Genomic DNA, 24,029 nt, shown 5'->3' on the forward strand with positions numbered 1-24,029 from the left:
GCCACATGCGCGCGGCCGTCCTTCAGATGACGAGCGGGATCGATCCCGCGGCGAATGCGGCGGCCATCGTCGAAGCTGTCCGCCAAGCGGCCGAGCAAGGCGCGGATATGCTGTTTACCCCGGAAATGGCGGGCTATCTTGACCGCAACCGCGCGCGGGCGGCGGAAACATTGCGGAGCGAAGCCGACGATCCGGTGTTGGCGACCGTGCGCGAAGCTGCGGCCCGGCACGGCCTTTGGGTGCATCTTGGTTCATTGCCGCTCAGGCAAGAGGATGGCGACGAGCGCTGGGTCAATCGCAGCTTCGTGATCGACAACAAGGGTGAGATCCGCGCCCGTTATGACAAGATCCACCTGTTTGACGTCGATCTGGCGACAGGGGAAAGCTGGCGCGAGTCAGCGGTCTACCGCCCAGGCGAAAAGGTTGTGGCAGTTGATACGCCATGGGGCCGGATGGGCTTGTCGGTCTGTTACGACCTGCGGTTCCCGGACTTGTACCGCGCCCTCACCAATTCGGGCGTGACGATGCTGCTCGTGCCCGCGGCCTTCACCGTGCCGACCGGCCAGGCGCATTGGCATGTCCTGCTCCGCGCCCGTGCGATCGAGGCGGGCTGCTTCGTGATCGCGCCTGCGCAAACGGGCCGCCATGAGGATGGACGCGAGACATATGGTCATAGCCTGGTCATCGACCCTTGGGGCGACATCCTGCTGGACATGGAGGAGAAGGCGGGACTGGCTCTTGCCGACATCGACCTGTCGCGCGTAGAGGAGGTTCGCGGGCGGGTGCCTGCGATCGCCAACCGGCGAAATATTCCAGTGGACGTGACCCTTTCGTGATTGTCTTCGACCTCAAATGCAATTCCCATGGCCATGTGTTCGAAGCTTGGTTCGGGTCCAGCGCGGACTATGAGGATCAGTTGGCCCGCGGTTTGCTGGCGTGCCCGATGTGCGGCGATCCGGAGGTGTCGAAAGCGCTGATGGCGCCCGCCGTCGCAGCAAAAGGGAACAGCAGGAAGCCGGAAATGATGCCTGCGGACGCGCCGACCGCTCCGGTCGCCATGGCAGGAGACGAGGCGCGGATGCGCGAAATGGTGCAGGCGCTGGCACAGGCGCAAGCAAAGGTCCTGGAAGATTCGACCTGGGTCGGCCGGGGCTTTGCCGAACATGCCCGCGCCATGCATTATGGCGAGAAGGAGCGGTCGAGTATCCACGGCGAAGTCGCCCCCGACGAAGCGCGCGCGCTGGTTTCGGAAGGCGTCGAGGTCGCGCCGCTGTTGTTTCCTGTCGTGCCGCCCGAAGCGAAGAATTGACCGCGCCGCATCGGCAGCATAGAGCCACCAGCGGGCGCCCATAGCTCAGCAGGATAGAGCGTCGGATTCCTAATCTGAATGTGAGCGCCAGAAAACGGAAGAAATCCGCCGTTTATGCTCGCTTTTTCTTAGATTGTGACGCGGAATGTGACGCGAAGGCTTCAGCGACCCGGTCGAAAGCCGTTGTCGTGGCGTGCGGTTTGATGTGGGCATAGCGCTGCGTCACAGAGACGCTGGAGTGCGCAAGAGCCTCGCAGATGTCGAGCAAGTCGGCACCGTTGATCCTCGCCCAGCTGGCGAAGGTGTGGCGAAGATCGTGGAAATGAAAGTCGACAAGACCGGCGGCCTTCACCGCCTGTTCCCAGCGGCGCTTATGGTTGGTCGCGTCGAAGACCGGCCCTTTGCGGTCCTTCGGCCTGGTGCGGCCGAGAGCCGCGCGCAGTACAGGCGCGATCTGGACAGCATGGGGCTTTCCGCCTTTCATGGTCGGCAGAGTGATGGTTGAGGCGCGCAGGTCCACCTGATGCCATTCTATCGCGAAAATCGAACCCCGGCGCAGGCCAGTAGTGACAGCGCACAGGATGATGTCGCGCATGGCTGGGTGAGCCGCGCGCAGCAGGTCGGCGAATTCATCGCCGCTTGCAAAGCGGACACGGAAAGGCGCTTCCTTAGCTTTCAGGCCCTTCCAGTTGATGCGCGGCATGATCTTGCCATGCATGTTCGCGGCCCAGTTCATCGCAGCGCGCAGATGGGCAAAGTCGCGGTTTACAGACTGAGGTTGGATCGGCGCGATGAAGCCCTTGTCTGTGATCGCGCGGGCTCGCCATGAGGCGCTGCGCTCCAGCATGTCATCGGTTGCCTTGATGCTGCCACCGCGCCGGGCTGCCCGGTAAGGCGAAGAACGTCATCACCAGCGGACGCCTGCAATTCGATGCCGGTTGGCTCGACGTGGTGCAGGCCTTCATGGCGATCAGGCCGGAAATCACCAAGGGCGGGACGCAGGTCACCTATGTGGCGAGCCGCGCGGGCGGCGCGGGTCATGCCGATCTGGCCTGGGCAATCATGCACGCCCTTTTCTTCGAACCGCTCGACATCACCGAGCCTGTCGGCGGCGGCTCAACCGTGGAGATCATGTAATGCAGGAAGTCGTGGAGCAGGGGACAAGGCCCGCCGAACCGATCGTTTTCAGCTTCGGCGACCCAGAGAGCGTGCTGGACCGGCGCGAGCTATTCGACCTGTTCGAGGTCGCCCATAACGGGCGCTGGTTCGAACCGGCAGTGCCGATGACGATGTTGGGCAAGACCTATCGCATGGTCAGCCATCACCAGAGCGCGATCATCCTGAAGCGCAACCTGCTGGTCGGCAGCTTCAAGCCTTCGCGCTGGTTGAGCCGGGGCGACTTCTCGCGCTGGGTCCTGGACTGGCTGATCTTCGGCAACGCCTATCTGGAGCGGCTCGACAATATCGCGGGGCGGCCGATGACGCTGAAGCCGTCGCCCGCCGCTTATACGCGGGTGGGGATCACTTCGTCATCGTCGGCACAGAGCAGGGCATTGGCCCCACCACCGCCTTATGTGCGCGCGAGACACCTCACGGCCTCGAATATGTCGGCGGCGCCATGCTGACCCTCACAGCGAAGGAGCGGGAGAAATTCTGGCAAACTGCTGAGCTGTTGCGGAGACCCTCCCCCCCGCTCAAGATCGACAAGCGAAAAGGCGCTCAGTGGATGCAGCCGAGCCTGAGAGCGCGAGTGCGTCACCTTCGGGGCGAAGAGAAGCTGCGGCATGCAACAGTGCTTGAGTTCCTATGATCGACGGTCGTTCACGCGAGGAGCTAAACGCGCTTCCATGCACAGCCCCCGATCTGGAGGACGAGGCGGAGCACTTCATTGTTTGTCCTGAATGCGGGCAGGCTTTCGACTGCCGGAAGCTTGGCGATGTGCTGCATCATGATGAGCCCGGGCATGAGCCGCTGACGGTGCAATAGTTCGCTCGGTGCCGGACCGAGAAAAGCTTCGATTGCGACCCAAACCTCAACCCGGCCCGACGAAGCTGCATTACCGTGACTCGCTGTCCGACGCTAATTATCGATGTGGTTATCTGTAATCGATTCTCTGATCGAACGGATTAAGCCACCGCCACTAAAAAGCCCCGCCGTCGAAGGGCGGGGCCAGTTAGGGTCGCAATGCAGGATACCTGCGCGGCTATAGCATCATGGCGGAGCGGGAATATCAATATGTCTTTCGCTATACTCGTATCGATCCTCACCGCCTTGTATGCTTAACAGCTACATTGGTTAGTTCTCGTTTACCTTGGAACATCGCTGCCGCTCTCACGGTTGGTTAGTTCCAAGATGGAGGAAGAGATGTCCAACGAGTCCGGGCCGCCAATGATCGCCGAGTTCACCCTCAACGACGGCAACCCTGTCTCAATCAATATGGAGCAGATCGACTATTTCCAGCCCTGTGACGATGGAACGCTGGTCGTGTTCGCCGACGGCCGCCAGCTCGAGCTTCAGGAGAGCTACGACGCCGTGGCGGAGGTGATGAACCCCGAGCGGCAGGCGGGCTGCTAGAGCAGCGTGGGCCCTTCGACCGGAGCCGCCTTTCTCTGGAACCACGGCGTGGCGGTATGCTCGACGCGCAGCCGATCGGCAGGATAGGGCCGGTCAAGCCGGTATAGCTCCTCAAGCGGCGCGGTGAGCCAAAAATCCCAATCCTCTGGATCGATGATCACGGGCGAGCGATCGTGGATGTCGATCAGGTCCGGGGCGTTGTCCGTCATTACGCCGGTGAAGACACTGCCCCACTCGTCGCTGTTTGCCCAAAGCCCGGCCCAGGCGAAGATGGGCTGGTCCTTCACCGATAGCCAGGTCTCGGTCATGCAGCCGGGCTCGCCACAGGCTTCGCAGTAGCGCGCCGTCGGGATCAGGCAGCGGTTCTCCGGCTTGGAGGCGGCCCACTTCCAGAAATAAGTATGCAGCTTGTCGAAGCGAGCGTTGTTCACCGGCTTAGGCTTCAGCGGCTTGCCGGTCTTCTTGCTCTTCTGGATGAGCGGAAAGCCCCAGGTCATCTGCTCCAGCACCCGCTCTCCATTCTCGACGCGGATCACAGTACCGGGCTGGGCAGGATGGATCTGGAGCGGTCCTTCATTGAAGCGCGCGCCTTTGCGCGCGCCGAACAGGTTTAGCACCTTCTGCGTGTCGCCGCGTTCCGCTCGATTGCACATGACTAGAAGTTGAGAAGCGACAGGCCGAGAGTCAACCGGACTCCCGTTTGTTCTCATTTCGTTCTACAATCGGGCATCGAATCGGAGGACGGAAAATGCAGCAGGAACGACACGCACAATTCATCGGCTCATCGCATCCGGACGTGAATTTGGAGTTTGGCGACGGCAAATGGTTCGTGGCCGTGCGGCGGGCTGAGCCTCAATCCCACTCGACCCACGAGCGGCAAGGTGAGGGCTATTTCTCCCACGTCGACGCTGCCCGCGCGGCGGTTGATCTGGCGATCTCGCGCGGGTTGACCGTTCCCACCGAGGCCGAGCTTATCGAGGCTGCTGAAGAGTTTCGCAGCTTCGTTGATGGCGAAGACCGCGCCTTTGTCATGTAAGGGCGCAGGCCGATGGACCAGATTGAGATCGCGCGGCGCGGCCGAGACCCTGTCCTGCGCGAATATAATGCCATGATGAAGCAGATCGAACGCGGAGATCCGATGCACCCTCGGGAAGTTCAGGACATGATCAATGACCTGGTCTCAGAGGGGTATAACACCCAAGCTGCCGCGCTCGCTCGGGCGGAGGTGAATTGGGATCAGTGAGCGCCGAAGTTGGGCGCCAGCATGCAGAGTGGAGGGATGAGTGTCCCGCTATTTGGATGGCCTGAAGGTTCCCACCTGTCTGTTTGAAGCAGCAGCCTGGCGGTATGCCGTCAAGGTTGGTTGTGGCTGCGGGCATTTCGCTGCGTTTCAACCGCACGGCATCTGGTGGCATTTCCACCGCAAGGGCTGGCCTGACGATTTCAGAAGTGCTCGATCAAGGATGTGGTGTCGCGTCTGCCGACAATCCACGGGGGAAAAGGTGAGGCCGCGAAGGTTGGATGCGATCAGGCCGTACACGGGCAGGCTGATTGCTCTGCCGATGCCTGATGAGCGCGAATGGAAGCGGGTTGTAAACAGGTTCAGAGGGTGAACCTGGCCGGAACCGCGCCGCAGGATGCGCGTCTCGGTGCAGTCTCGCCCTCTGCTTCACCGCCTCACCCAAGGGGGCGAGACACCCGGATACACTCAGGCGCGCGGAACGATTGGTTCGACACAGATCGGACCTCGATCCGGTGATGCGCGCCGCGCTTGCCCCCACGCCCCGCCCGCTCCTTCTTCCTATGGAAATTTTGCACCTAAAGCGCCTTGGATGCAGCGCTGGACCTTCGGTGGACCGGCACTTCGTGAAGGCTGCAGCGGTTCAGGTCCGCCGATGCATTTTTTTCAGATCGTGACCAGCCAGCGAACGGCGGATTTCTGCCGATTTTCGTTCGAGGAGACGGGGTGGGATCGGGAAAAGCGTTACCTCCGTCACCTTTCCCCATTTCCCCGGCTAAATTGTTGAAAAGACTTATTTTTATTGTGACGTATCAGCCGTTACCTTTCGTCACTATTGAGGGCAAGTTCTGTTACCTCATTGATATGTAATGATATTTTTTATGTCATTTGTAACCTTATAGAGGCGTTACCCGGTGACAGAAAGGTAACGGAAAAGTAACGGCAAAAACGGCTGATTTCCGCCAATGTAACGGAGGTAACGCTTTTCCCGCGCACCCCCCTCAACCTAATCCCGAATTTGCCTTCGCATGCGACCGAAGCAGCATGAGAGCCTGTAGCTGCGATCGTCGCTGATGAATGTGCCGGGCTTTGTGACCAGATTGTGCCGCGATGTGCCGCAGGTAGCCGCTTCGTTCCGGGATCAGTTGACGGCGGCGGCCAAGGTCACTAACGAAAACGCCCGGAAAGCTTGGACTTTCAGGTGTGCGCCCATAGCTCAGCAGGATAGAGCGTCGGATTCCTAATCCGAAGGCCACAGGTTCGAATCCTGTTGGGCGCACCACTTCTTCAAACAACGGAGAGAATTGCGGTTGGCGCTACCAACCGGATGTGGTGAGCCGCGCTGCCATAGCAGGCGGCCCCCTTCATTCACGCCATGGCTTCGATCGTCATGCGATGGCGCAGCGTGTCGACACGCTCCCGGATGATACCCGGAATGAGGAACAGGTCGATGAACGCCCAAAGGCCTGAGATGATGAGACCGATGATTGTGAGGCCAAGGATCAGCATCACGGCACCGGTGCCCTTTTGACCTAGATAAAATCGGTGGATGCCAAAGCCGCCAAGAAAGAAGCAGAGCAGATAAGCCGCTCCCGTCGATGGCTTTTCATTGGTGATCCGCTGCTCGATAAGCATGCGCTGCGTATCGGTAAGACGGCCAGCATGTGGCTGTTCGACAGCCGGAGCCGTTGCTTCGATGGTCATCATTCCCCCTGATCTTCGCTCCCCAAGCGAAGCCGCCATATACCGCGATTCCCGGACGTTACGTCAACGCAAATCTCACCGCTCAGCCCGGCGGACGTATCAGGAAATCGTCACGACCCGCGCAGGTCCGGTTCGGTCGAGCGGCTTGACGACCACCTTGTCGCCCATCCGGTCAAAGGCGATGTCAACCGACGCTTCCCCCACGCGCAGGCCATATAGCCTCAGTTCGTCAAGAAAACGGGGAAGGGCCGGTTCGCGCAGGGAGATTTCCGGCCCGGCCACATCGAAGCCGATCCCAAGGCTCGACTGGATGAGGGAGAGAGGTGCGGCGGCTGACCATGCCTGCGGGCTGCAGGCGACGGGGTAGAAGGTTGGGCCCTGTGCACGGCGGCGCGGGAATCCGCAGAAGAGTTCCGGCAGGCGCATGAGATCGACATAGGTGGCCGCCGCGAACAGCCCTTCGAATATCTGTGCCGCCTCCCGCTTGTAGCCGTAGCGTGAAAAGCCCGCCGCGATGAGGGCATTGTCGTGCGGCCAGATCGACCCGTTGTGATAGCTCATCGGATTGTACCGCGCTTCGGTGGAGGCGATGGTGCGCACGCCCCATCCGGAAAAGGAGGCTGGCGCCATCAGCGTCCGGACCACGGACTCCACCCTGTTTTCCTTTGCCAGGCCAGTGAAGAGCACATGGCCAGCGTTCGACGAACGCACACGGCATGGCCGCTTTTCCCCGTCGAGCGCGAGCACATAGGTGCCAAGTTGCGCGTCGAAAAAGGCATCGTCAAAATGGTCGCGCAGGCGATCCGCCCTCGACCCATAGTCCAGCCCGCGCGCAGCATCGCCGAGCGCGGCGTAGATGACTTCGGCGGCTTTCCAGGCCCCGTAGATATAGGCCTGAACCTCGGCAAGGGCGATGGGTCCACGGGCGATCGAACCGTCTTCGTGGAAAACGGAATCATGGCTGTCCTTCCAGCCCTGATTGGTAAGGCCCTGGTCCGTCAGGCGGCCATATTCGACGAAGCCGTCCTTGTCCCGATCGCCATGATCGTCGATCCACAGCAGTGCCGCTTCGATATTAGAGAGCAGGCTCGTGACGAAGGAGACGTCCCCGGTGCGCTCCAGATACGCGCCCGCGAGCATGATGAACAAGGGAGTGGAATCGATGCTGCCATAATAGTGGCGGAAGGGCACTTCGCCCAGTTCCGCCATTTCGCCATGGCGCACCTCATGCAGGATCTTACCGGGTTCCGCATCGGCAGCGGGATCAAACTGCGTCGCTTGATGCTTGGCCAGATAGCCCAGCACGCCACGGCTCATCGCCGGATCCAGCCAGAGCGTCTCCAGCGCGGTGATGATCGCGTCACGCCCGAACACGGTGCTGAACCATGGGATGCCGGCGTAAGGGTAGGGGCCATATTCAGTATCGGTGGACAGCATCGTGATGTCCGCGACTGAGCGGCGCGTAACCTCATCGAACAGCGGGTTGGACGATCGCACCGTCGCGCCCCGCGCCCGTGCCTGTTTCAGCGACTGCATGGATTCGCGAAGGGCTTTCAGGAACTGACGCGAGAAGGGTTCGGGCGCGAGTTCCACACGTTCGCAAGCGATCCGCATGTACAAGGTGCGCCGTTCACCGGCTGGCACGACGATTTCGAAGGCGGCGTGGCTTTCGGTAAGTTCCTGGGGCTGCGGATCGAAGCAGATATGGGTTTCGCGCGTCTTTGCGTCTCGCCCCTCATAGGCGAGCAGAACGTCTGCGGCGCCAAGCACCGGCGGCTTCATCGATCCTTTCCGCAGCCGCGTCATGCCACGTATCTCGAACAGGTCGGCAAAGTCGGCGGCAAAGCCCACGTCGACCCGCACGGTTCGCGCTTCGGCATCGAAATTGCGGATCGTGATCCGTTCATGGATCGCGGATTCCCAGAGAAACCGGGTGCGGCGGAAATGGATCAGGTCATGTTCCACCGCGACCCTGCCATCGTCGCCCGGAAAATCCGGGTTGGTGAGGTCGCATGTCAGGATGGCATTGTCATCACGCAGCGCTGAACTCAGCAGGATCGGCCGCTGCCCATTGATCGTCAGGTACAGGTGCGACAGGTGCCGGGTGTCCCGGTGGTACAGCCCCTCCGGACTGCCGGGCCCGGCAATCGCGTCGCCGCTATGATCGAACACCGCAAAGCTGTCGCCATGCTTCAACGTTCGCGGCCTCCGCTCGTGCAGGGAAGCTGTGGCCGGAATGAAGAATTGGGTCTGCTGCTGGGACAGGGACTTTGCCGGTTCGGCTGCCAAGGCTTCTGGCTGCAACTGGCTCACTGTCATGCAACGCTCCTTATCCGACTACCTGCAAATGAAGTTCCGCTTCGTCCCCGCGCTCGCGGCGGAGCCTTGCGGCATCGGTTCGTGCGCCGGGCAGAGCATGGTAGAGCGAGACATAGCCTGCCGCCATCCGGTCTGCCGTGAAGCGTGCGTCAAAGGCGGCGCGCACGGCGCTGCGATCAAGTTCGCCGAGCCGGGACACGGCTTCCACTGCCTGATCCTCGGTATCGACGATGAAGCCGGACACACCATGGTCGATGATCTCCGGCACCGAACCGCAGCGGAAGGCGATAACGGGCGTGGCGCAGGCCATCGCCTCGATCATCACGAGGCCGAACGGCTCTGGCCAGTCGATCGGGAACAGAAGTGCGCTGGCGCCTCCAAGGAATTCCGCTTTTTGCGTTTCGTTGATCTCTCCGATGAAATCGATGTTGGGATAGAGGCTGAGGAGCGGCGCAATCTCCGCTTCCCAATATCCCTTGTCCACATTGTCGATCTTTGCGGCGATCTTGAGCGGCTTGCCTGAGCGGGCGGCGATGCGGATCGCGCGATCGGGCCGCTTTTCAGGCGATATGCGCCCCAGGAAAGCGAGATAGCCATCGTCGCAGGCGATCTTGGGCGGCAGCAGATCGGCGGGAAGACCGTGATAGACCGTCCCCGCCCAGTTCACCGGCGGCATCGGCAGCCTTTGATGATCGGAAATGGACACCAGGCTGTGGTTGGGGAAGGTCTGGTAGAAGGGGACCAGATCGGGAAGGTCCAGCCGCCCATGCAGAGTGGTGATGCACCGGCCGATGATGTCCTGGAACATCGGTATGTGGACCAGATCGATGTGAAAATGCAGCGCATCGAATTCGTCGGCCCGTTGGCGCACGGCATCGAGCAGCATCATGTGATAGGGGATGGGATCGCGGACATGGGGATTGAGCCGCAACGCCATGTCCGTCACCGGAACCAGTTCCGCGCGCGTGATGGAATCTCCGCTGGCGAACAAGGTCACGTCATGGCCCTGGTCGATCAGCGCCTCGGTCAGATAGGAAACGATACGCTCGGTTCCGCCATAGAGCTTTGGCGGCACGCTTTCGGCCAGTGGAGCGATTTGCGCGATTTTCATTCGGTAACCCCATCATTGGACTTGAAAGCCGCCACGGCACGGAGCCGTTGACGTGGGTTAAAAACTTAAATGTTGGTTCGGTTGCATAGGATTGTACGGCCAGTCGCGGTTCAAGGACGTACCGCGGAACGGTGCGCCGTCAGCAATGCGGGACATGCCTTTCAAAGCCCTCCAGCAACAATTTGTAACATTCGGCAAATTTCAGAGACATTCGCGCCTTTTATGCGTGAGCCGGTTGTCTTTCGTCGGCAGGAGTTGGTTCGGATGTTTCCCATCATTGCGTCAGCCGCAGCCTTGACCTTGACCGCTCCTGTTCACAGCGCGGACATCAGCCACGGCGCCACGCGATATCGCGCCAGCTACGAGACGATATCGACGGTTCATTTCCAGCAAGTGGAGCCGCGCTTTGCCACGCGTTCCGCGACGCCCGTTTGCCGTTGGCAAGCGAATGTCGGCGTCGCTCGCACGGTCAATTCGGAAGGGCGTGCTGTTTCCGCCTTGGGCAAAGCCATCCACCGCTTCACGCCGCTGTCGGGCAGCTATGCCGGCGCCTGCGCAAGTGCGCGCAGCCAAATAGATGCAGAGATGGATCGCTATGCACGGTCGACCGCGGCCGAGGCGCTGATGGTAGCACAGCAGGACAGCGCAACCGTTTCAGGAGAACTCCAACCCCTCCACAGCCTGTCAGTGAAGGGTGGATGAGCGCACCCCTGATCCTGATTGCCGAGGAAAAGCCGGATCTGCGCGAGCAGGTACGCGAATATCTGGAGCAGAGCGGCTTTCGCGCGCTGCCCGCCGGATCGGCATCCGACATATTCAACGCGATCAAGGCCGTGCCGGTAGGCGCGTTGGTGCTGGATGCCGCCTTGCGCGGTGCCGATGGCCTTGACCTGTGCCGGGACGTCCGGGAACGGAGCGACATTCCGATCATATTGGTAGGCGCGGGTGGCAGCGAGGTCGACCGGGTCGTCGGGCTGGAACTGGGCGCTGATGACTATATGGCCAAGCCCTATTCGAACCGGGAACTTGCCGCCCGGCTGCGCGCGGTGCTGCGCCGCAGCAAGAAAGACCGGCTTATCGGCCTGCGAGCCAGCACCCTCGCGCAGTTCGATGGATGGCAGGTCGATTTCGCCCGGCGCGAGGTGCGGGACGGGGAGGGCGCGCTGATCGCACTCACGGCGGCTGAATTCGCATTGCTGCAAGTGTTGCTGGATCATCCGCAGACGGTGATCCCGCGCCTTAGGTTGATGGAATTGGCTGGAGTTCGCGACGCGCCGTCATCTGACCGCAGCATAGATGTGCTGGTCAGCCGCGTTCGCCGGAAGCTCAGCGTTGGCGGCAGGCCAGCCCCGATCGTCACTGTCCGGGGCGCCGGATATATGCTGAGCGCCGCCGTTGAACGGCAGTGACGGCAGAAAATCCAGTCAGACATAATATTTAACAAAAGCGCTGCGACGCAGCAAAGGGCCGTTCCTATCCTTCAAACTACGCCGGTCTGTCGCCCTGACCGGCAACCAGTAAAGAAGGATAGACACGATGAACGAGCTTATCGGTCGCGTCTTCAGTTTCGAAAGCCAGGTCTTTTCGAAGAAGAGCGCGCTCTACAACCAGCTTGCCAGCCATGGGCAGAGCCCCAAGGCGCTGATGATATCCTGCGCCGATTCCCGCATCGTGCCGGAACATATCATGCAGGCTGATCCGGGCGATCTGTTCGTGTGCCGCAACGCGGGCAACATCGTTCCCCCGCATGCGAGTCAGCTGGGCGGCGTCACCGCGACGGTCGAATATGCCGTCATGGTTCTGGGCGTGCGCGACATCATCGTATGCGGTCACAGCGATTGCGGCGCGATGAAGGCGCTGGCGACTGACGCCGACCTGACGTCGATGCCCAATGTCGCCGCTTGGCTGCGCCATTCGCACGCCGCGCAGAAGGTGTGCCGGGAAAGCTACCCGTCCGACCTCAGCGACGCTGAAAAGCTGCGCAACATGGCGCTTGAAAATGTCGTGGTGCAGCTGAACCATCTGCGCACCCATCCGTCGGTGGCGTCGGGCATGGCGCGCGGGGAAATCGCGCTGCACGGCTGGTATGTCGATATCCATGCGGGTCAGGTGCTTGGGCTCGATGGCGAAACCGGACGGTTCGTCGCCATGCGTGAAGGCCAGCCGCTTCCCGTCGCTCAGGCGCAGTCGCGCCGCCTTGCTGGCGAAACCAGCATCGCCGTGGCTGCGGAGTAAACCATGTTGAAAGCTCTTTCCGGCGGCACTTTCAGCCGCGACTTGACTGCTTCCATCGTCGTGTTCCTGGTGGCGATGCCGCTCTGCATGGGCATTGCGGTCGCATCCGGCGTGCCACCGGAAAAGGGCCTGATCACCGGCATCATCGGCGGCATCATCGTTGGTCTGCTGGCGGGTTCTCCCCTGCAGGTCAGCGGCCCTGCGGCAGGCCTTGCCGTCATCGTCTTCGAAATCGTGCGCGAACAGGGGCTGTCCGCCCTCGGCCCGATCCTGATCCTTGCGGGCGCGATCCAGGTCGTCGCCGGCCTCCTGCGCGTCGGCGGATGGTTTCGCGCCATTTCGCCTGCGGTCGTGCACGGCATGCTGGCGGGGATCGGCGTCCTCATCGTCGTCGGTCAGTTCCACGTCCTGTTCGATGACAAGCCGTTGTCGAGCGGCCTTGCCAACCTCGTTGCGATGCCGGGCCAGATCTTCGGCCTCAGCAATCAGGACGCAGCGACTGCCTTTGCCATCGGTCTTGTCACCATCGGCGGGATGTTGGGTTGGGAAAAGATCCGCCCCGCTTCCATGAAGCTGCTGCCCGGCGCACTGGTCGGCGTCGTGCTGGCGACGCTGGTGGCATTCCTGTTCAGCCTGCCGGTGGCACGCGTCGTGGTGCCCGAATCCATCGTGGCGGCGGTGACCTTGCCGGGCGAGGGTCTGCTTCAGCAGTTGATGAACCCCACGATCATCACCACTGCCGTCGCGATCGCCTTCATCGCCAGCGCGGAAACGCTGTTGTCCGCGGCCGCGGTGGACCGGATGCATAATGGCGTGCGGACCAACTATAACAGGGAACTGAGCGCCCAGGGTGTCGGCAACCTGCTGTGCGGCGTGGCTGGTGCCTTGCCGATGACCGGCGTCATCGTCCGCAGCTCCGCCAACGTCCAGGCTGGCGCGAAGACCCGGCTGTCCGCGATCATGCACGGCTTCTGGATACTCGGCTTCGTCGCGTTGCTGCCTTGGCTGCTGCGCGAAATCCCGATGGCTGCGCTCGCAGGCATATTGGTCGTGACGGGTGTCCGGCTGGTCAGCCTGGATCATGCCAAGCACCTGCTGCACCGCTATGGTCCGCTGCCGGTGGTTGTCTGGGCCGCGACGTTGATCATGGTCGTGGCTACCGATCTGCTGACCGGCGTGCTGGTGGGCATCGGCCTGTCCCTTCTGGAACTGCTGCCCCATGCCCGCCGCCTGAAGCTCGGCATGGACGACGAGCAGCGCGGCGATACGCATGAGCTGGCCCTGCATGGCACCGCGACCTTCCTGACCTTGCCGAAATTGTCGGCGAAGCTGGAAGCGGTTCCTGCCGAGCGCCCTGTCATCCTGAATGTCGAGCGATTGCTGCACATCGACCATACCTGTGCCGAAATGGTGCGGGAATGGATGGATCGGCGTCGGGGTGCCGGGACCAGTGTCGAACTGTCAGGTGCCGCAGGGCGCCTGCGCAATTTAGCCGCCTGAACTGTCACCCCCGTCAGGCGACGTGGCCGCCGCGCCCCTTCCGAGGCGCGGCGGCATTTTTACATCCATGTGCGATATAGAAACGAAACAGACATATTCAGAATGAATATGGACAATAACCGTGCCTTTTGCGGCACGCTTTTGCTGTTGCCTTCGCAGGTGCAGTAAAATGCCATTCCGCTTTCGGACGGCGCGACATAGCCTGCTGTCAATCCGCCGGTAATCGCAGGCAAGACGACCTAAGAACCAGCGCGGACGCAGGACGGAACATTCTTACCGAAAAAGGGGAATGTTCATGAAATACCAGATCGCCTGTGCGGCTCTCGCCCTCTTGTCGAGTGCCCCGGCCTTTGCCCAGGAAGAAGCCGAAGGACCCGTCACCGTATCGGGCAGCGTCGCGCTCGTTTCCGATTATCGTTTCCGCGGCGTGTCTCAGACTGACCAGGGCATGGCCATTCAGGGGGGCATCACCGCCACGCACGAAAGCGGCGCCTATGCCGGCGCATGGGCTTCGAACCTTGCTGGCTGGGGCCAGTTCGGCGGCGCCAACATGGAACTCGATCTGTTCGCGGGCTACGCCATTCCGCTTGGCGGCGCAACGCTGGACGTTGGTCTCACCTGGTACATGTACCCGTCGGGCGCGGACAAGACCGACTTCGCCGAGCCCTACGTGAAGCTTTCCAGCCAGCTTGGTCCGGTCAAGGGTCTGCTCGGCGTCGCCTATGCGCCCAAGCAGCAGGCTCTGGGCAACTGGTGCAGCGATGCGGCCTGCACCGTCGCAAATCCGGGTGACAAGGAAGACAATCTCTACATCTGGGGTGATATCAGCGGTTCCATCCCCGAAACCCCGCTCACGCTGAAGGCGCATCTGGGCTATTCGGACGGCAACCCCGGCCTTGGCCCGAACGGCACGTCGATCGCGCCTACGGGCAAGTATCTCGACTGGCTGATCGGCGCTGACCTCGCGATCCCCGGCACCCCGCTGACGCTGGGCGTTGCTTATGTCGATACCGACATCAAGCGTTCGGAAGAAAACTACATCCGCCCGAACTTCATGGTTCAGGACGGCGACAATTTCGGCAAGTCGATCGCCCGCAGCCAGGTGGTCTTCTCCCTTACGGCCGCCTTCTGACGGAAGCATGCCGGGCCCTCATATGCGGGCCCGGCATGATAATCTGCATGATTTCGGGGGAAGAATGTCCCCGGCATGACAAAATATTGCTGAACCTGTTTCCAAGGGTTTCTGGGGCAAGCATCGGTTGACCCCCTTGGCAGCGCTCTCTATCCCGAACGGCATGAGCCGTTCCCGTTGCGCACCCTTTCCGGCATGACCGCTCCCACGATCATACTTGTCGAAGACGATCCGCCGCTGCGTACGCTGACCGCGCGCGCGCTTCAGGAACATGGTTATCAGGTCCGCCCTGCCTCTTCGGGCCCGGAAATGTGGGTCGCTTTTGACGCAGGACCGGTCGATCTGGTCGTGCTGGATGTCATGCTGCCCGGCACCAACGGCATCGATCTTTGCCGCCAGATCCGGCGCAAAAGCGACGTTCCCATCATCTTCATCAGCGCGAAGGGCAGTGAGACCGATCGCATCGTCGGGCTGGAACTCGGCGCGGACGACTATCTGCCCAAGCCGTTTGGCACCCGCGAGTTGATCGCGCGGATCAGGGCGATCCTGCGCCGTGTCGGCGTTGAGCGCGGCCCTGACGAACATCGGGAAAATGAAGCGCGCTTCGACGGCTGGATCGTGAACTTCCCCCGCCGGGAACTGCGTTCGCCCACCGGCGCGATCGTGGACCTCACCGGCGCCGAATTCGACCTGCTCGGATCGTTCCTCAGCCATCCGCAGCGCGTCATCGCGCGCGAGCGCTTGATCGAATTGTCGCGCACCCGCATGGGCGACAGTTCCGACCGGAGCATCGACGTGCTTGTCAGCCGCCTGCGGCGCAAGCTTTCGACCGAAGGCGCGGCAGCGCCCATCACCACGGTGCGTGGCGTGGGCTATATGTTCAACGCGGAAGTCAGTAGGGCTTGAGGCTGCATGTGAGCCGGTCGGTAGGCCTGGTTGGACGGCTTCTGGCAATCCTGCTGCTGGCGCTGACGCTCGAATTCGCCGTCGGGACTCTGATTTACGAGCGGGCGGGGCACCTGTCCCTGCAGGATGACGAAGCCCGGCGGCTGGCCGAGCATCTGGTGATCGCGCGCAAGCTGGTGACGGAGCAGCCGCCGGGCGAGCGGCACGCCATGGCCATCCAGCTCACCACCGACCGCTACGACGTGCACTGGACACCCGCATCCCCGCCGCCGCCTGCACTCGCGCCGGAGCTGGAACGCATGCGGCGCCAGATCATCGCGTGGGAACCAAGCCTTGAGCAGTCCAGCCTGTGGCTGCGCCTGGCGTCACCGGGCCGCAGTTCGCAGATCAATGGCGGCTTGCAGCTGCCTGATGGCAGCTGGCTCTATTTCGGCATGCGCCACACCGGGGGCCAATGGACCTTCACTATCGGCCGGATGGGGCTGGCGCTCATCCCGCTCGTGGCGTTGATGGTGGCGGGCGCGATGATGATCCGGCGGACGCTCGCGCCGCTCAAGGACCTCACCAAGGCGACGGAGCATATCGGCCTCAGCGACGAGGTCGTGGTTGCGGAGGGTGGCACCAGTGACGTGCGGGACTTGATCCGCGCGTTCAACGCGATGCAGAAGCGCATCCACCGCCTGATTACGGAACGGACCGAGACATTGGCGGCGGTCGGACATGATCTGCGCACGCCGCTCGCCCGCCTGCAACTGCGTCTTGAGGCCATCCAGGATGACGAAGCGCGCGACGCCATGGCCGAAGATCTGGCGGAAATGGGCGCGATGATCGAATCCCTGCTCGCGTTCTTGGGCGGAGAAAAGAACGGCGAGGCTCCGGTCCGGGCGGATGTTGCCGTCACTGTGGCGACCGTGGTCGACGCCTTTCAGGATCAGGGCGCGGATGTCAGCTATGAAGGGCCCGATCATCTGGAGATGAATGCCCGGCCGCTCCACCTGCGCCGCGCGGTCATGAACCTGGTGGAAAATGCGCTTCATTATGGGCAGCGGGCTTATGTGACCGTTGAGCGCCGCACCGGCAAAGTGCTGATCCGGGTGGAAGATGACGGCCCCGGCATCCCGGAAGACAAGATGGAAGAGGTGCTGAAGCCCTTTGCCCGGCTCGACGAGGCGCGCGGGCGCAACACAAGGGGCTTGGGTCTGGGCCTGGCGATCGTCGCGAAGGCGGTGGAACAGGAGGATGGCGAGCTCATCCTGGCCAACCGGCCGACCGGCGGACTGAGCGCCGAAATCCGCCTGCCTCTGGAGTAAGCGGCTCCCTTCCACTGCAGCAAGTAGCCCCCTCCGGCGAAAAGAGAAGCTTCGGGGCTGCAAGCAAAACTCGTTTACCGAACAGCCCGATCGCGGTCTATGCCACCCCTTGTGGAACAAGAGGCGTATATGACGGCAGAAGGCGAAGAAGATCCGGTGGTGGAAGGCTATTGGGACCTCGACCGGCTCGTGAGCGATCTTGGGGCGGTGCGCACCCGCTGGCGGGAAGCGCAGCAGCATCATGCCGAATATGGCGCTGAAGGTTTTCCCTCGCGCGCCAATCTCGCCAAGATCATGAGTTCGCTCTGCGGCGCACTCTTCCCGCTCCGCCTGGGGCCGAGCTTCGTGCGCATCCACAATGAAAATGCCTTTGTGGCGCAGACGTTGCAGACGGCGCTCAGCCGCCTCTACGGTCAGATCCGCCTTGAACTGCTCTACGCCATGCATGGCAGCCCAGCGGCCGAGATCGATCGTGAAGCGTCGCAAATCATCGGCAACTTCGCCCAAAGCCTGCCGGGTCTGCGCGAATTGCTGGACACGGACGTGGAAGCCGCGTTTCTGGGTGATCCCGCCGCGCGCAGCGTTGATGAGGTGCTGATCTGCTACCCGTCGATGCTGGCGATCATCCATCACCGGCTTGCGCATCGCCTCTATGATCTGGGCGCGCCCTTGGTAGCGCGCATCATCTCGGAAATCGCCCATTCGCGCACCGGCATCGACATTCATCCGGGCGCGACGATCGGCCGCAGCTTCTTCATCGACCATGGGACCGGCGTGGTGATCGGCGAAACGGCGATCGTGGGAGACCGGGTGCGGCTATATCAAGGCGTGACGCTGGGTGCGCGCAGCTTCCCCGCTGACGAAAGGGGCGCGCTTGCCAAGGCATTGCCCCGGCACCCGATCTTAGAGGATGACGTGGTGATCTATGCCGGTGCAACGATCCTCGGCCGCATTATCATCGGCAGCCGCTCAGTCATCGGCGGCAATGTCTGGCTGACCGACAGCGTGCCCGCGAACAGCAATGTCCGCCAGGCTAAGGCCCAATATGAAGTGACCAGCCGGGTCGAAGTCTCCGCCCCGCACCGCGTCCATGCTCTGGTCGACGCGGAGCGGGATGGGTTCGCGGAGAATATCTGACCTTATCTCCCGGCGCAGCTATCCTCTGGCCCGGCGATCAGGTCCAGGCACCGGCCGTCAATCTCGCTCCGGGGTATGGGTAAGCCGATCAGCGCGGCAAGCGTCGGCATGATGTCCACCGTCTCGACCCCCAACGGCTGTTCGAAGGAGCGCATCCCCTTGCGCCAGAACAGCATAGGGACGCGGCGATCCGTGTCCCAGGGAGAGCCGTGGGTGGCGACGGAGCCGTGCGAGGGGTCGGTGATCGGCGTTATCCGGGGTTTCAGCAGCAACAGAAGGTCGCCCGACCGCTCGGTATTGAAACTGGCGCGCGCCTCCTGAATCAGGCTCCAGCTTTCCGGCGGCCCCGAAGGCGAGGGAGTGGCCGCAAGCTGCGCCTTGGTGAACACGGCTTCCACCTGGGGATGCGCGCGGAGCAGCGCGAGGGTCGCTGCTTCCACCTTGGCGCGCTGGGCAGGCGTCAGCCCAAGGTTGAAATAAAGGTCGCCCGAGGGCCCATCGCCCAGGATAAGCCCCTTTGCCTCCGTTCCGGTGCGAGCGGCCACGGCCTTTGCAAGCGCGCCGGGCAGCAGCGCCGGGTCGACGCGCTGCTCCATCGGCATGGCATTTTGCTGGTGGCGTTCGGGAAGGTCATGGCCGCCATGGTCCGCCGTCAGGACCACCACATAGTCCAGACCCTGCTGATCGAGCCGGTCGAAGAAGGCGCCCAGTTCGCGGTCCAGCCGATCGACCTGGATGCAGCTTTCCGTTCCTTCCGTGCCATAGGCGTGACCGATGACGTCCGTTGCCGAAAGTCCGATGGAGATGATGTCGGTCTGGGGCTGCTTGCCAAGGCCCATCGTCTCGATCGTGGCCGCCGCGAATGCGAGCGTCATCGCGTCCTGTTCAGGCGACGCGCGGAACGCATCATAGCGGCCTGCGGGCCTTTCGAAGCGTCCCGTACCCACCGTGCGATCCGGCGCCACCCGCACCGGAAAGTCCTTCGCGGCGCATTGCGCAGGCAGTTCGAACCCGGCATTGGGCTCAGCCAAACGCTGCTGGAATATCTCATTGACCCGCGCGACCAGCGGCGGCGTGGCGATGCCGGGATAGCTGACATAGCCCTTGGAACTCAGCCACCAGATCTGGTCCGCCTTTGCGCCGCCCATCATGATGGCAGCGCGATCCTTGCCAGCGATGGCGATGTTGCGGGTTGCCGGATTTGCCGCTTTCATGCGCTCGCCCAGCGTGGGCACGCGCAGATGGATGGGGGAGGCGACATAGTTGGAGCTGCTGCTGCCCGCCTGGCTCTCATCCTCCGCGCAATAGATCGTCTTGTCGGCCCGGCCAGCCTTCTGATCGATCCAGCTATTGGCGATGATGCCCGTGCGGGAAGGGCGGCTGCCCGTCAGGATGGTGCTGTGGCCAGGGCAGGTTTCGGTCGCGGCATGGCTTTGATAGCCGCGCGGAAACACTGCGCCCCCACTCAATCGCTTCAGACCGCCCGTGTAATAAGGGCGATATTCGCTGAAGAGATCAGCGGAAAACTGGTCGACGGAGATGGCGATGATCAGGCGGGGCGGCGTGCCGGAACCCGTCGGTGCTGCCGGTTGCGCCAGCACGGGCAGGGGCGCCAGCAGCAGGAGGGTATGAAGCACTTTCCCTAACATCTTTTCCAATCCCTTCTGGCGCCTTGACGGCGCAACCCTGCGGACCTAGCCCGCTGTGATCTACGCGAACAGAGGCCCGATGCGGATTTTCCATGTCCTCTTGATGACGCTGGCGCTCTTTGTCGCGCCGGCCGCTAGCGCCCAGGGCGCATTCGGATCGGGCAGGCCGCACATCGCCCTGCAACTCGTTCCCGAAAGTCCAGCGCCTGCCCCGGGATCGGCGAGCCTGATCGCCTTCGCCATGACGCCCGAAGCGGGCTGGCACGGCTATTGGCAAAATCCGGGCGATGCGGGCTTGGGCATGACGGTCAAATGGTCGTTGCCAAAGGGCGTCAGCGTCGGCCCGCTCCGTTACCCCGTGCCAGAAACCCTGCTGATCTCCGGCCTCATGAACCATGTCTATGAAGGTCCCTACGCGCTTCTTGCGCCGTTACGCATTGCGCCAGAGGTGGCCAAGGGCACGCGACTGCCGATCCGTGGCAAGGCGGAGTGGCTGGCCTGCACTGACAAGATATGCGTGCCCGAAAGCGCGGACATCGCCCTTGATCTGATCGTAGGTGACGGCACCGTGTCGCCTGCCGTTCAGTCCCGGTTCGATACATGGCGCGCGCGCCTGCCCCGGCCGCTGGGGAGCGAGGCGGCCTATGCTGTTGCCGATGGCAAGTTGCTTGTGTCCATTCCCTTTCCCCGGGAAGCTGCGGCGGCTGATGTCCATCTTTTCCCGCTGGCGGATGGCGTCGTCCGCTATGCCGCGCCGCAAAAGGTGCAGCGCGAGGGCGACCGGCTGCTGATCGAAACCGAAGCAGGGCAGGGCTTGAAGGAAGGCGCGGTCGAGGCGGTTGTTCGCACCGGCGATCATGTGGGCTTCCTGCTGACCGCGCGGCCGGGCGAGGTCGCCAGGCCAGCTTCCGGCCTGTTGTCCACAGCCATGCTGGCACTGGGCGGAGCGATATTGGGCGGGCTTCTGCTCAACATCATGCCCTGCGTATTCCCGATCCTGGGGTTGAAGGCGCTCAAGCTGGCCCGAGCGGGGGGCGACGAAGCGGCGGTTCGGCGGGAAGCGCTTGGCTATGCCGCTGGCGTCATCCTCACCTGCCTGGCGCTGGGCGGCTTGTTGCTCGCGGTCCGGGCGGCGGGTGTCGCGGCGGGCTGGGCATTCCAGTTGCAGGACCCGCGCATCATATTGCTGCTGTTGCTGCTGGTCACGGCGGTGGCGTTCAATCTTGCCGGGCTATTCGAACTCAGCGCCTTTGGCGGCGGCGGGAAGCTGGCGGGCAAGGCTGGCGTTGCCGGTTCTTTCTGGACCGGCGCGCTGGTCGCCTTTGTGGCCACGCCATGCACCGGCCCCTTCATGGGCGTCGCGATGGGCGCGGCGCTGGTGTTGCCGCTGGCGGCGGCGCTCGCGGTTTTCGCTGGGCTCGGGCTTGGGCTCGCTCTCCCCTTCCTGCTGCTTGCTTATGTGCCTGCCTTGCGAGCAGGTTTGCCCCGGCCTGGCCCATGGATGCGTACCTTCCAGAGGATCCTGTCGATCCCGATGTTCGTGACCGCCTTGGGGCTGGCTTGGCTGCTGGGGCAGCAGCGGGGCGTGCTCGCCATGACGATCGGCCTCGGCACGGCGTTGCTGCTGGCGTTGCTGCTCTGGTGGCTTGGAGAGCGCCAACATCATGGCAAGCGTGGAGGCCTTGCCGTCGCAGCCGCATCGCTGTTGCTGCTAGGCGCGGGTGCTACGGCCTTGCCTGCGCGCGCGGATGGCATTGCACAGGCGGAGAATGGCAGCGTCGCCTTCGATGAGGCGCGCCTCGCGAGCCTGCGCGCATCGGGCAAGCCTGTGTTCCTCTATTTCACTGCCGATTGGTGTCTGACCTGCAAGGCCAATGAGGCGGCAGCCATCGACCGTTCCGATACGCGGGTGGCCTTCAGAAAGGCGGGCGTAACCGTGATGGTGGGAGACTGGACCAACGCCGACCCCGCAATCACGCGCTTCCTGGAGAAGCAGGGGCGGTCGGGCGTGCCGCTCTACCTCTTTTATGCGCCGGGCTACCCGGGGCGGACCTTGCCGCAACTGCTGACCGTATCCACTTTGACGGGGCTTGTGCGCTGATGGCGAAGGTGCGGGCCGACCAGTTGCTCGTCGATCGTGGCTTGGCGGAGAGCAGGGCCCGTGCGCAGGCGCTCATTCTTGCCGGCCTTGTCTTCCTGGGCGACCGGAAGATCGAAAAGGCCGGACAGCAAGTCGCGGAAGACGCAGCGCTGGAGGTAAAGGGCCGCGATCACCCCTGGGTGTCCCGCGGCGGCATCAAACTCGCTCATGCCATCGAGCATTTCGCGCTCGACGTCAGTGGCATGGTTGCCATTGACGTTGGAAGCTCGACCGGGGGCTTCACCGACGTGCTGCTGACCAACGGAGCGGCGCGCGTCTATGCCGTGGACAGCGGCACGAACCAGCTTGCCTGGAAGCTGAGGTCGGACCCCCGCGTCATCGTGCATGAACAGACGAGCGCCCGCATCCTGACCGCCGACCATATCCCTGAGCCTATCGACATCATCGTATGTGATGCGAGCTTCATCTCGCTCGCCAAGGTGCTGGAAAGGCCACTCGGCTTCGCGCGGCCGGGCGCGCATCTCGTCGCCCTCATCAAGCCGCAATTCGAAGCAGGGCGGGAAGAAGTCGGCAAGGGCGGCGTCGTCCGCGATCCTGCCATTCATGCGCGCGTCTGCCAGGAAGTGCATGACTGGCTGACATCGAACGGATGGAGCGTGCTGGGCGTGACGGCCAGCCCGATCACCGGACCACAGGGCAATGTCGAGTTCCTGATCTGCGCGCAGCGGGAGGGATGACCGGGGGCCGGACGTTTGATTTTGTGACAAATGCTGAAACCCGGCCTTCATTCGCGGGTTGCGGGATGAAGTGTTTCACCGCAAACCATCGCCATACGGCTTGACAGCATTTTCAAGGGATTCGCTGGCGGCCGCGAAAGAGGATGAGTGGAGCTGCGCCGCCGATGAACGAAATCGCGTCCCCGGGTCAACTGCGCCTGGCCTATCTGCGCTGGGCACTTGTCACCGTCCCGGCCATCGTCTTCCTTGGCTTCCTGTCGGGCAAGCTCGCCAACAGCGGCTATGGCAACCGCTGGTTCGACGCGCTGGTGAAGCCAGATTTCATGCCGCCGGGTTGGGCGTTCGGCGTTGCCTGGACCATCCTCTACATTCTTATGGGGCTCGCGCTCGCCATCGTCATCCATGCGCGGGGGGCAAGGGGCAGGGGAGCAGCGATCATCCTTTTCCTGGTCCAGCTCGCACTGAACCTCGTCTGGTCGCCGCTTTTCTTCCGGGCGCATCAGGTCGACAATGCGCTGGCGCTCATCATTGTGCTGTTCGTCGTGGTGGCGGTGACGGCATGGCTTTTCTGGCGCATCCGGCGCCTCGCGGGATTGCTGTTGTTGCCTTATCTGGCGTGGCTGGCCTTTGCCTCGACGCTGAATTATGAGATCGGCCGCTTGAACCCGGGGGCCGAGACCCTTGTCGCACCGGCGCTCAAGACCCAGATATGATTTCGTGACGCGAAGGACGCGTCGGCAAACAAGGACATTTAAGATCATGCAGAGCGAAAACCGCTTTTTCGACGACCTTGCCAAGCTGGTGAACGGCGCTGCGGGAACAGTCGCTGGCATGACCCGCGAGTTCGAAACCAACGCCCGCGAAAAGGCGAAGGAATGGATCGGCGGCATGGATTTCATAAGCCGCGACGAATTCGATGCGGTGAAGGCGCTGGCTGCCGCTGCCCGTGAAGAGATCGAACTGCTGAAAGCGCGGATCGATGCTCTTGAAGGGCGTTCGGCTGAGCCGGTCACGAAAACCGTCCGATCCCCCAAAACCAAGCCGGGCGACGCGGAATAAGCAAGC

Annotated in this window: 25 protein-coding genes and 1 tRNA gene; 20 read left to right on the forward strand and 6 right to left on the reverse strand. The window is 62.6% G+C overall.

The features are described 5' to 3' along the window. Nucleotides 1–5: 5 nt before the first annotated feature. Nucleotides 6–836, forward strand: a complete 831-nt coding sequence (locus NCHOL11_RS04400; protein ID WP_097091235.1) for a carbon-nitrogen hydrolase family protein — start codon at nucleotides 6–8, stop codon at nucleotides 834–836. Next, nucleotides 833–1,309 (forward strand): DUF1178 family protein, encoded by a 477-nt coding sequence (locus NCHOL11_RS04405; RefSeq protein ID WP_097091236.1) that lies wholly within the window; start codon nucleotides 833–835, stop codon nucleotides 1,307–1,309. The genes NCHOL11_RS04400 and NCHOL11_RS04405 overlap by 4 nt, the downstream gene beginning before the upstream one ends. 112 nt (nucleotides 1,310–1,421) lie before the next feature. Here the strand turns inward: NCHOL11_RS04405 and NCHOL11_RS04410 are convergent, their stop codons facing one another. Beyond that, a complete protein-coding gene (locus NCHOL11_RS04410) occupies nucleotides 1,422–2,156 on the reverse strand; it encodes a tyrosine-type recombinase/integrase (RefSeq protein ID WP_097091237.1) in 735 nt (244 codons plus the stop codon). A gap of 35 nt (nucleotides 2,157–2,191) precedes the next feature. Here NCHOL11_RS04410 and NCHOL11_RS04415 point away from each other — a divergent pair, with 35 nt between their 5' ends. From NCHOL11_RS04415 to NCHOL11_RS04430, 3 genes are all read left to right on the forward strand, one after another. Next, the gene (locus NCHOL11_RS04415) at nucleotides 2,192–2,446 is read left to right on the forward strand and encodes a phage terminase large subunit family protein (protein WP_369680243.1); all 255 of its coding nucleotides are present in this window, start codon (nucleotides 2,192–2,194) and stop codon (nucleotides 2,444–2,446) included. Continuing rightward, nucleotides 2,446–2,934: a hypothetical protein gene (locus NCHOL11_RS04420; protein WP_097091238.1), complete on the forward strand. Its 489-nt coding sequence runs from the start codon at nucleotides 2,446–2,448 to the stop codon at nucleotides 2,932–2,934. Before NCHOL11_RS04415 ends, NCHOL11_RS04420 begins: the two co-directional genes overlap by 1 nt. A gap of 739 nt (nucleotides 2,935–3,673) precedes the next feature. After that, nucleotides 3,674–3,883 (forward strand): hypothetical protein, encoded by a 210-nt coding sequence (locus tag NCHOL11_RS04430; RefSeq protein ID WP_141397808.1) that lies wholly within the window; start codon nucleotides 3,674–3,676, stop codon nucleotides 3,881–3,883. On the opposite strand, the gene NCHOL11_RS04435 is transcribed toward NCHOL11_RS04430, so the two are convergent. Continuing rightward, nucleotides 3,880–4,536 carry an SOS response-associated peptidase gene (locus tag NCHOL11_RS04435; RefSeq protein ID WP_097091241.1) on the reverse strand — a complete coding sequence of 219 codons (657 nt, stop codon included), beginning with the start codon at nucleotides 4,534–4,536 and terminating at the stop codon, nucleotides 3,880–3,882. The genes NCHOL11_RS04430 and NCHOL11_RS04435 overlap by 4 nt on opposite strands. A gap of 95 nt (nucleotides 4,537–4,631) precedes the next feature. On the opposite strand from NCHOL11_RS04435, the gene NCHOL11_RS04440 reads away from it, so the two are divergent. The 3 genes from NCHOL11_RS04440 (at nucleotide 4,632) to NCHOL11_RS04455 (ending at nucleotide 6,405) form a co-directional block, all read left to right on the forward strand. Continuing rightward, nucleotides 4,632–4,919 carry a hypothetical protein gene (locus tag NCHOL11_RS04440; protein ID WP_097091242.1) on the forward strand — a complete coding sequence of 96 codons (288 nt, stop codon included), beginning with the start codon at nucleotides 4,632–4,634 and terminating at the stop codon, nucleotides 4,917–4,919. Nucleotides 4,920–4,931: 12 nt separating this feature from the next. Beyond that, nucleotides 4,932–5,126, forward strand: coding sequence for a hypothetical protein (locus NCHOL11_RS04445; protein WP_097091243.1), 195 nt, complete (start codon nucleotides 4,932–4,934; stop codon nucleotides 5,124–5,126). A gap of 1,202 nt (nucleotides 5,127–6,328) precedes the next feature. Further along, a tRNA-Arg gene (locus tag NCHOL11_RS04455) sits at nucleotides 6,329–6,405 on the forward strand. Between the two features lie 86 nt (nucleotides 6,406–6,491). On the opposite strand, the gene NCHOL11_RS04460 is transcribed toward NCHOL11_RS04455, so the two are convergent. The 3 genes from NCHOL11_RS04460 to NCHOL11_RS04470 form a co-directional block, all read right to left on the reverse strand. Beyond that, nucleotides 6,492–6,827, reverse strand: a complete 336-nt coding sequence (locus tag NCHOL11_RS04460) for a TM2 domain-containing protein (RefSeq protein ID WP_255254708.1) — start codon at nucleotides 6,825–6,827, stop codon at nucleotides 6,492–6,494. 99 nt (nucleotides 6,828–6,926) lie between these two features. Beyond that, the gene (locus NCHOL11_RS04465; protein WP_097091245.1) at nucleotides 6,927–9,146 is read right to left on the reverse strand and encodes an amylo-alpha-1,6-glucosidase; all 2,220 of its coding nucleotides are present in this window, start codon (nucleotides 9,144–9,146) and stop codon (nucleotides 6,927–6,929) included. A gap of 10 nt (nucleotides 9,147–9,156) precedes the next feature. After that, a complete protein-coding gene (locus NCHOL11_RS04470) occupies nucleotides 9,157–10,257 on the reverse strand; it encodes a glycosyltransferase family 4 protein (RefSeq protein WP_097091246.1) in 1,101 nt (366 codons plus the stop codon). Nucleotides 10,258–10,521: 264 nt separating this feature from the next. On the opposite strand from NCHOL11_RS04470, the gene NCHOL11_RS04475 reads away from it, so the two are divergent. The 8 genes from NCHOL11_RS04475 to epsC all read left to right on the forward strand — a co-directional run bounded on the left by NCHOL11_RS04475 (nucleotide 10,522) and on the right by epsC (nucleotide 18,477). Continuing rightward, nucleotides 10,522–10,959: a hypothetical protein gene (locus NCHOL11_RS04475; protein ID WP_097091247.1), complete on the forward strand. Its 438-nt coding sequence runs from the start codon at nucleotides 10,522–10,524 to the stop codon at nucleotides 10,957–10,959. Beyond that, nucleotides 10,956–11,666 carry a response regulator gene (locus NCHOL11_RS04480; protein ID WP_097091248.1) on the forward strand — a complete coding sequence of 237 codons (711 nt, stop codon included), beginning with the start codon at nucleotides 10,956–10,958 and terminating at the stop codon, nucleotides 11,664–11,666. Before NCHOL11_RS04475 ends, NCHOL11_RS04480 begins: the two co-directional genes overlap by 4 nt. A 127-nt stretch (nucleotides 11,667–11,793) precedes the next feature. Next, on the forward strand, nucleotides 11,794–12,492 hold the full coding sequence (locus NCHOL11_RS04485) for a carbonic anhydrase (protein ID WP_097091249.1): 699 nt from the start codon (nucleotides 11,794–11,796) through the stop codon (nucleotides 12,490–12,492). A 3-nt stretch (nucleotides 12,493–12,495) separates the two neighbouring features. After that, entirely contained in the window at nucleotides 12,496–13,992 is a 1,497-nt protein-coding gene (locus NCHOL11_RS04490) for a SulP family inorganic anion transporter (RefSeq protein WP_097091250.1), read from the forward strand. A gap of 289 nt (nucleotides 13,993–14,281) precedes the next feature. Next, entirely contained in the window at nucleotides 14,282–15,124 is an 843-nt protein-coding gene (locus NCHOL11_RS04495) for a TorF family putative porin (protein WP_097091251.1), read from the forward strand. Nucleotides 15,125–15,319: 195 nt separating this feature from the next. Further along, nucleotides 15,320–16,030: a response regulator gene (locus NCHOL11_RS04500; RefSeq protein ID WP_097091252.1), complete on the forward strand. Its 711-nt coding sequence runs from the start codon at nucleotides 15,320–15,322 to the stop codon at nucleotides 16,028–16,030. A gap of 8 nt (nucleotides 16,031–16,038) precedes the next feature. Further along, nucleotides 16,039–17,340 carry an ATP-binding protein gene (locus NCHOL11_RS04505; protein ID WP_097092724.1) on the forward strand — a complete coding sequence of 434 codons (1,302 nt, stop codon included), beginning with the start codon at nucleotides 16,039–16,041 and terminating at the stop codon, nucleotides 17,338–17,340. A 129-nt stretch (nucleotides 17,341–17,469) separates the two neighbouring features. Beyond that, complete coding sequence (gene epsC / locus NCHOL11_RS04510; protein ID WP_097091253.1) at nucleotides 17,470–18,477, forward strand: serine O-acetyltransferase EpsC; 1,008 nt, start codon at nucleotides 17,470–17,472, stop codon at nucleotides 18,475–18,477. 2 nt (nucleotides 18,478–18,479) lie between these two features. Here epsC and NCHOL11_RS04515 read toward each other — a convergent pair whose 3' ends face one another. Beyond that, on the reverse strand, nucleotides 18,480–20,126 hold the full coding sequence (locus NCHOL11_RS04515; protein WP_097091254.1) for an alkaline phosphatase family protein: 1,647 nt from the start codon (nucleotides 20,124–20,126) through the stop codon (nucleotides 18,480–18,482). 79 nt (nucleotides 20,127–20,205) lie between these two features. Here NCHOL11_RS04515 and NCHOL11_RS04520 point away from each other — a divergent pair, with 79 nt between their 5' ends. The 4 genes from NCHOL11_RS04520 (at nucleotide 20,206) to NCHOL11_RS04535 (ending at nucleotide 24,023) form a co-directional block, all read left to right on the forward strand. Beyond that, nucleotides 20,206–22,227, forward strand: coding sequence for a protein-disulfide reductase DsbD family protein (locus NCHOL11_RS04520; RefSeq protein ID WP_097091255.1), 2,022 nt, complete (start codon nucleotides 20,206–20,208; stop codon nucleotides 22,225–22,227). Then, on the forward strand, nucleotides 22,227–22,964 hold the full coding sequence (locus tag NCHOL11_RS04525; protein WP_097091256.1) for a TlyA family RNA methyltransferase: 738 nt from the start codon (nucleotides 22,227–22,229) through the stop codon (nucleotides 22,962–22,964). Before NCHOL11_RS04520 ends, NCHOL11_RS04525 begins: the two co-directional genes overlap by 1 nt. 164 nt (nucleotides 22,965–23,128) lie before the next feature. Next, nucleotides 23,129–23,677, forward strand: coding sequence for a TspO/MBR family protein (locus NCHOL11_RS04530; protein WP_097092725.1), 549 nt, complete (start codon nucleotides 23,129–23,131; stop codon nucleotides 23,675–23,677). 46 nt (nucleotides 23,678–23,723) lie between these two features. Next, a complete protein-coding gene (locus NCHOL11_RS04535) occupies nucleotides 23,724–24,023 on the forward strand; it encodes an accessory factor UbiK family protein (RefSeq protein WP_097091257.1) in 300 nt (99 codons plus the stop codon). Nucleotides 24,024–24,029: the final 6 nt, after the last annotated feature.

It is taken from the genome of Novosphingobium sp. Chol11 (genome assembly GCF_900218065.1).
Taxonomy (GTDB): Bacteria; Pseudomonadota; Alphaproteobacteria; order Sphingomonadales; family Sphingomonadaceae; genus Sphingobium; species Sphingobium agri.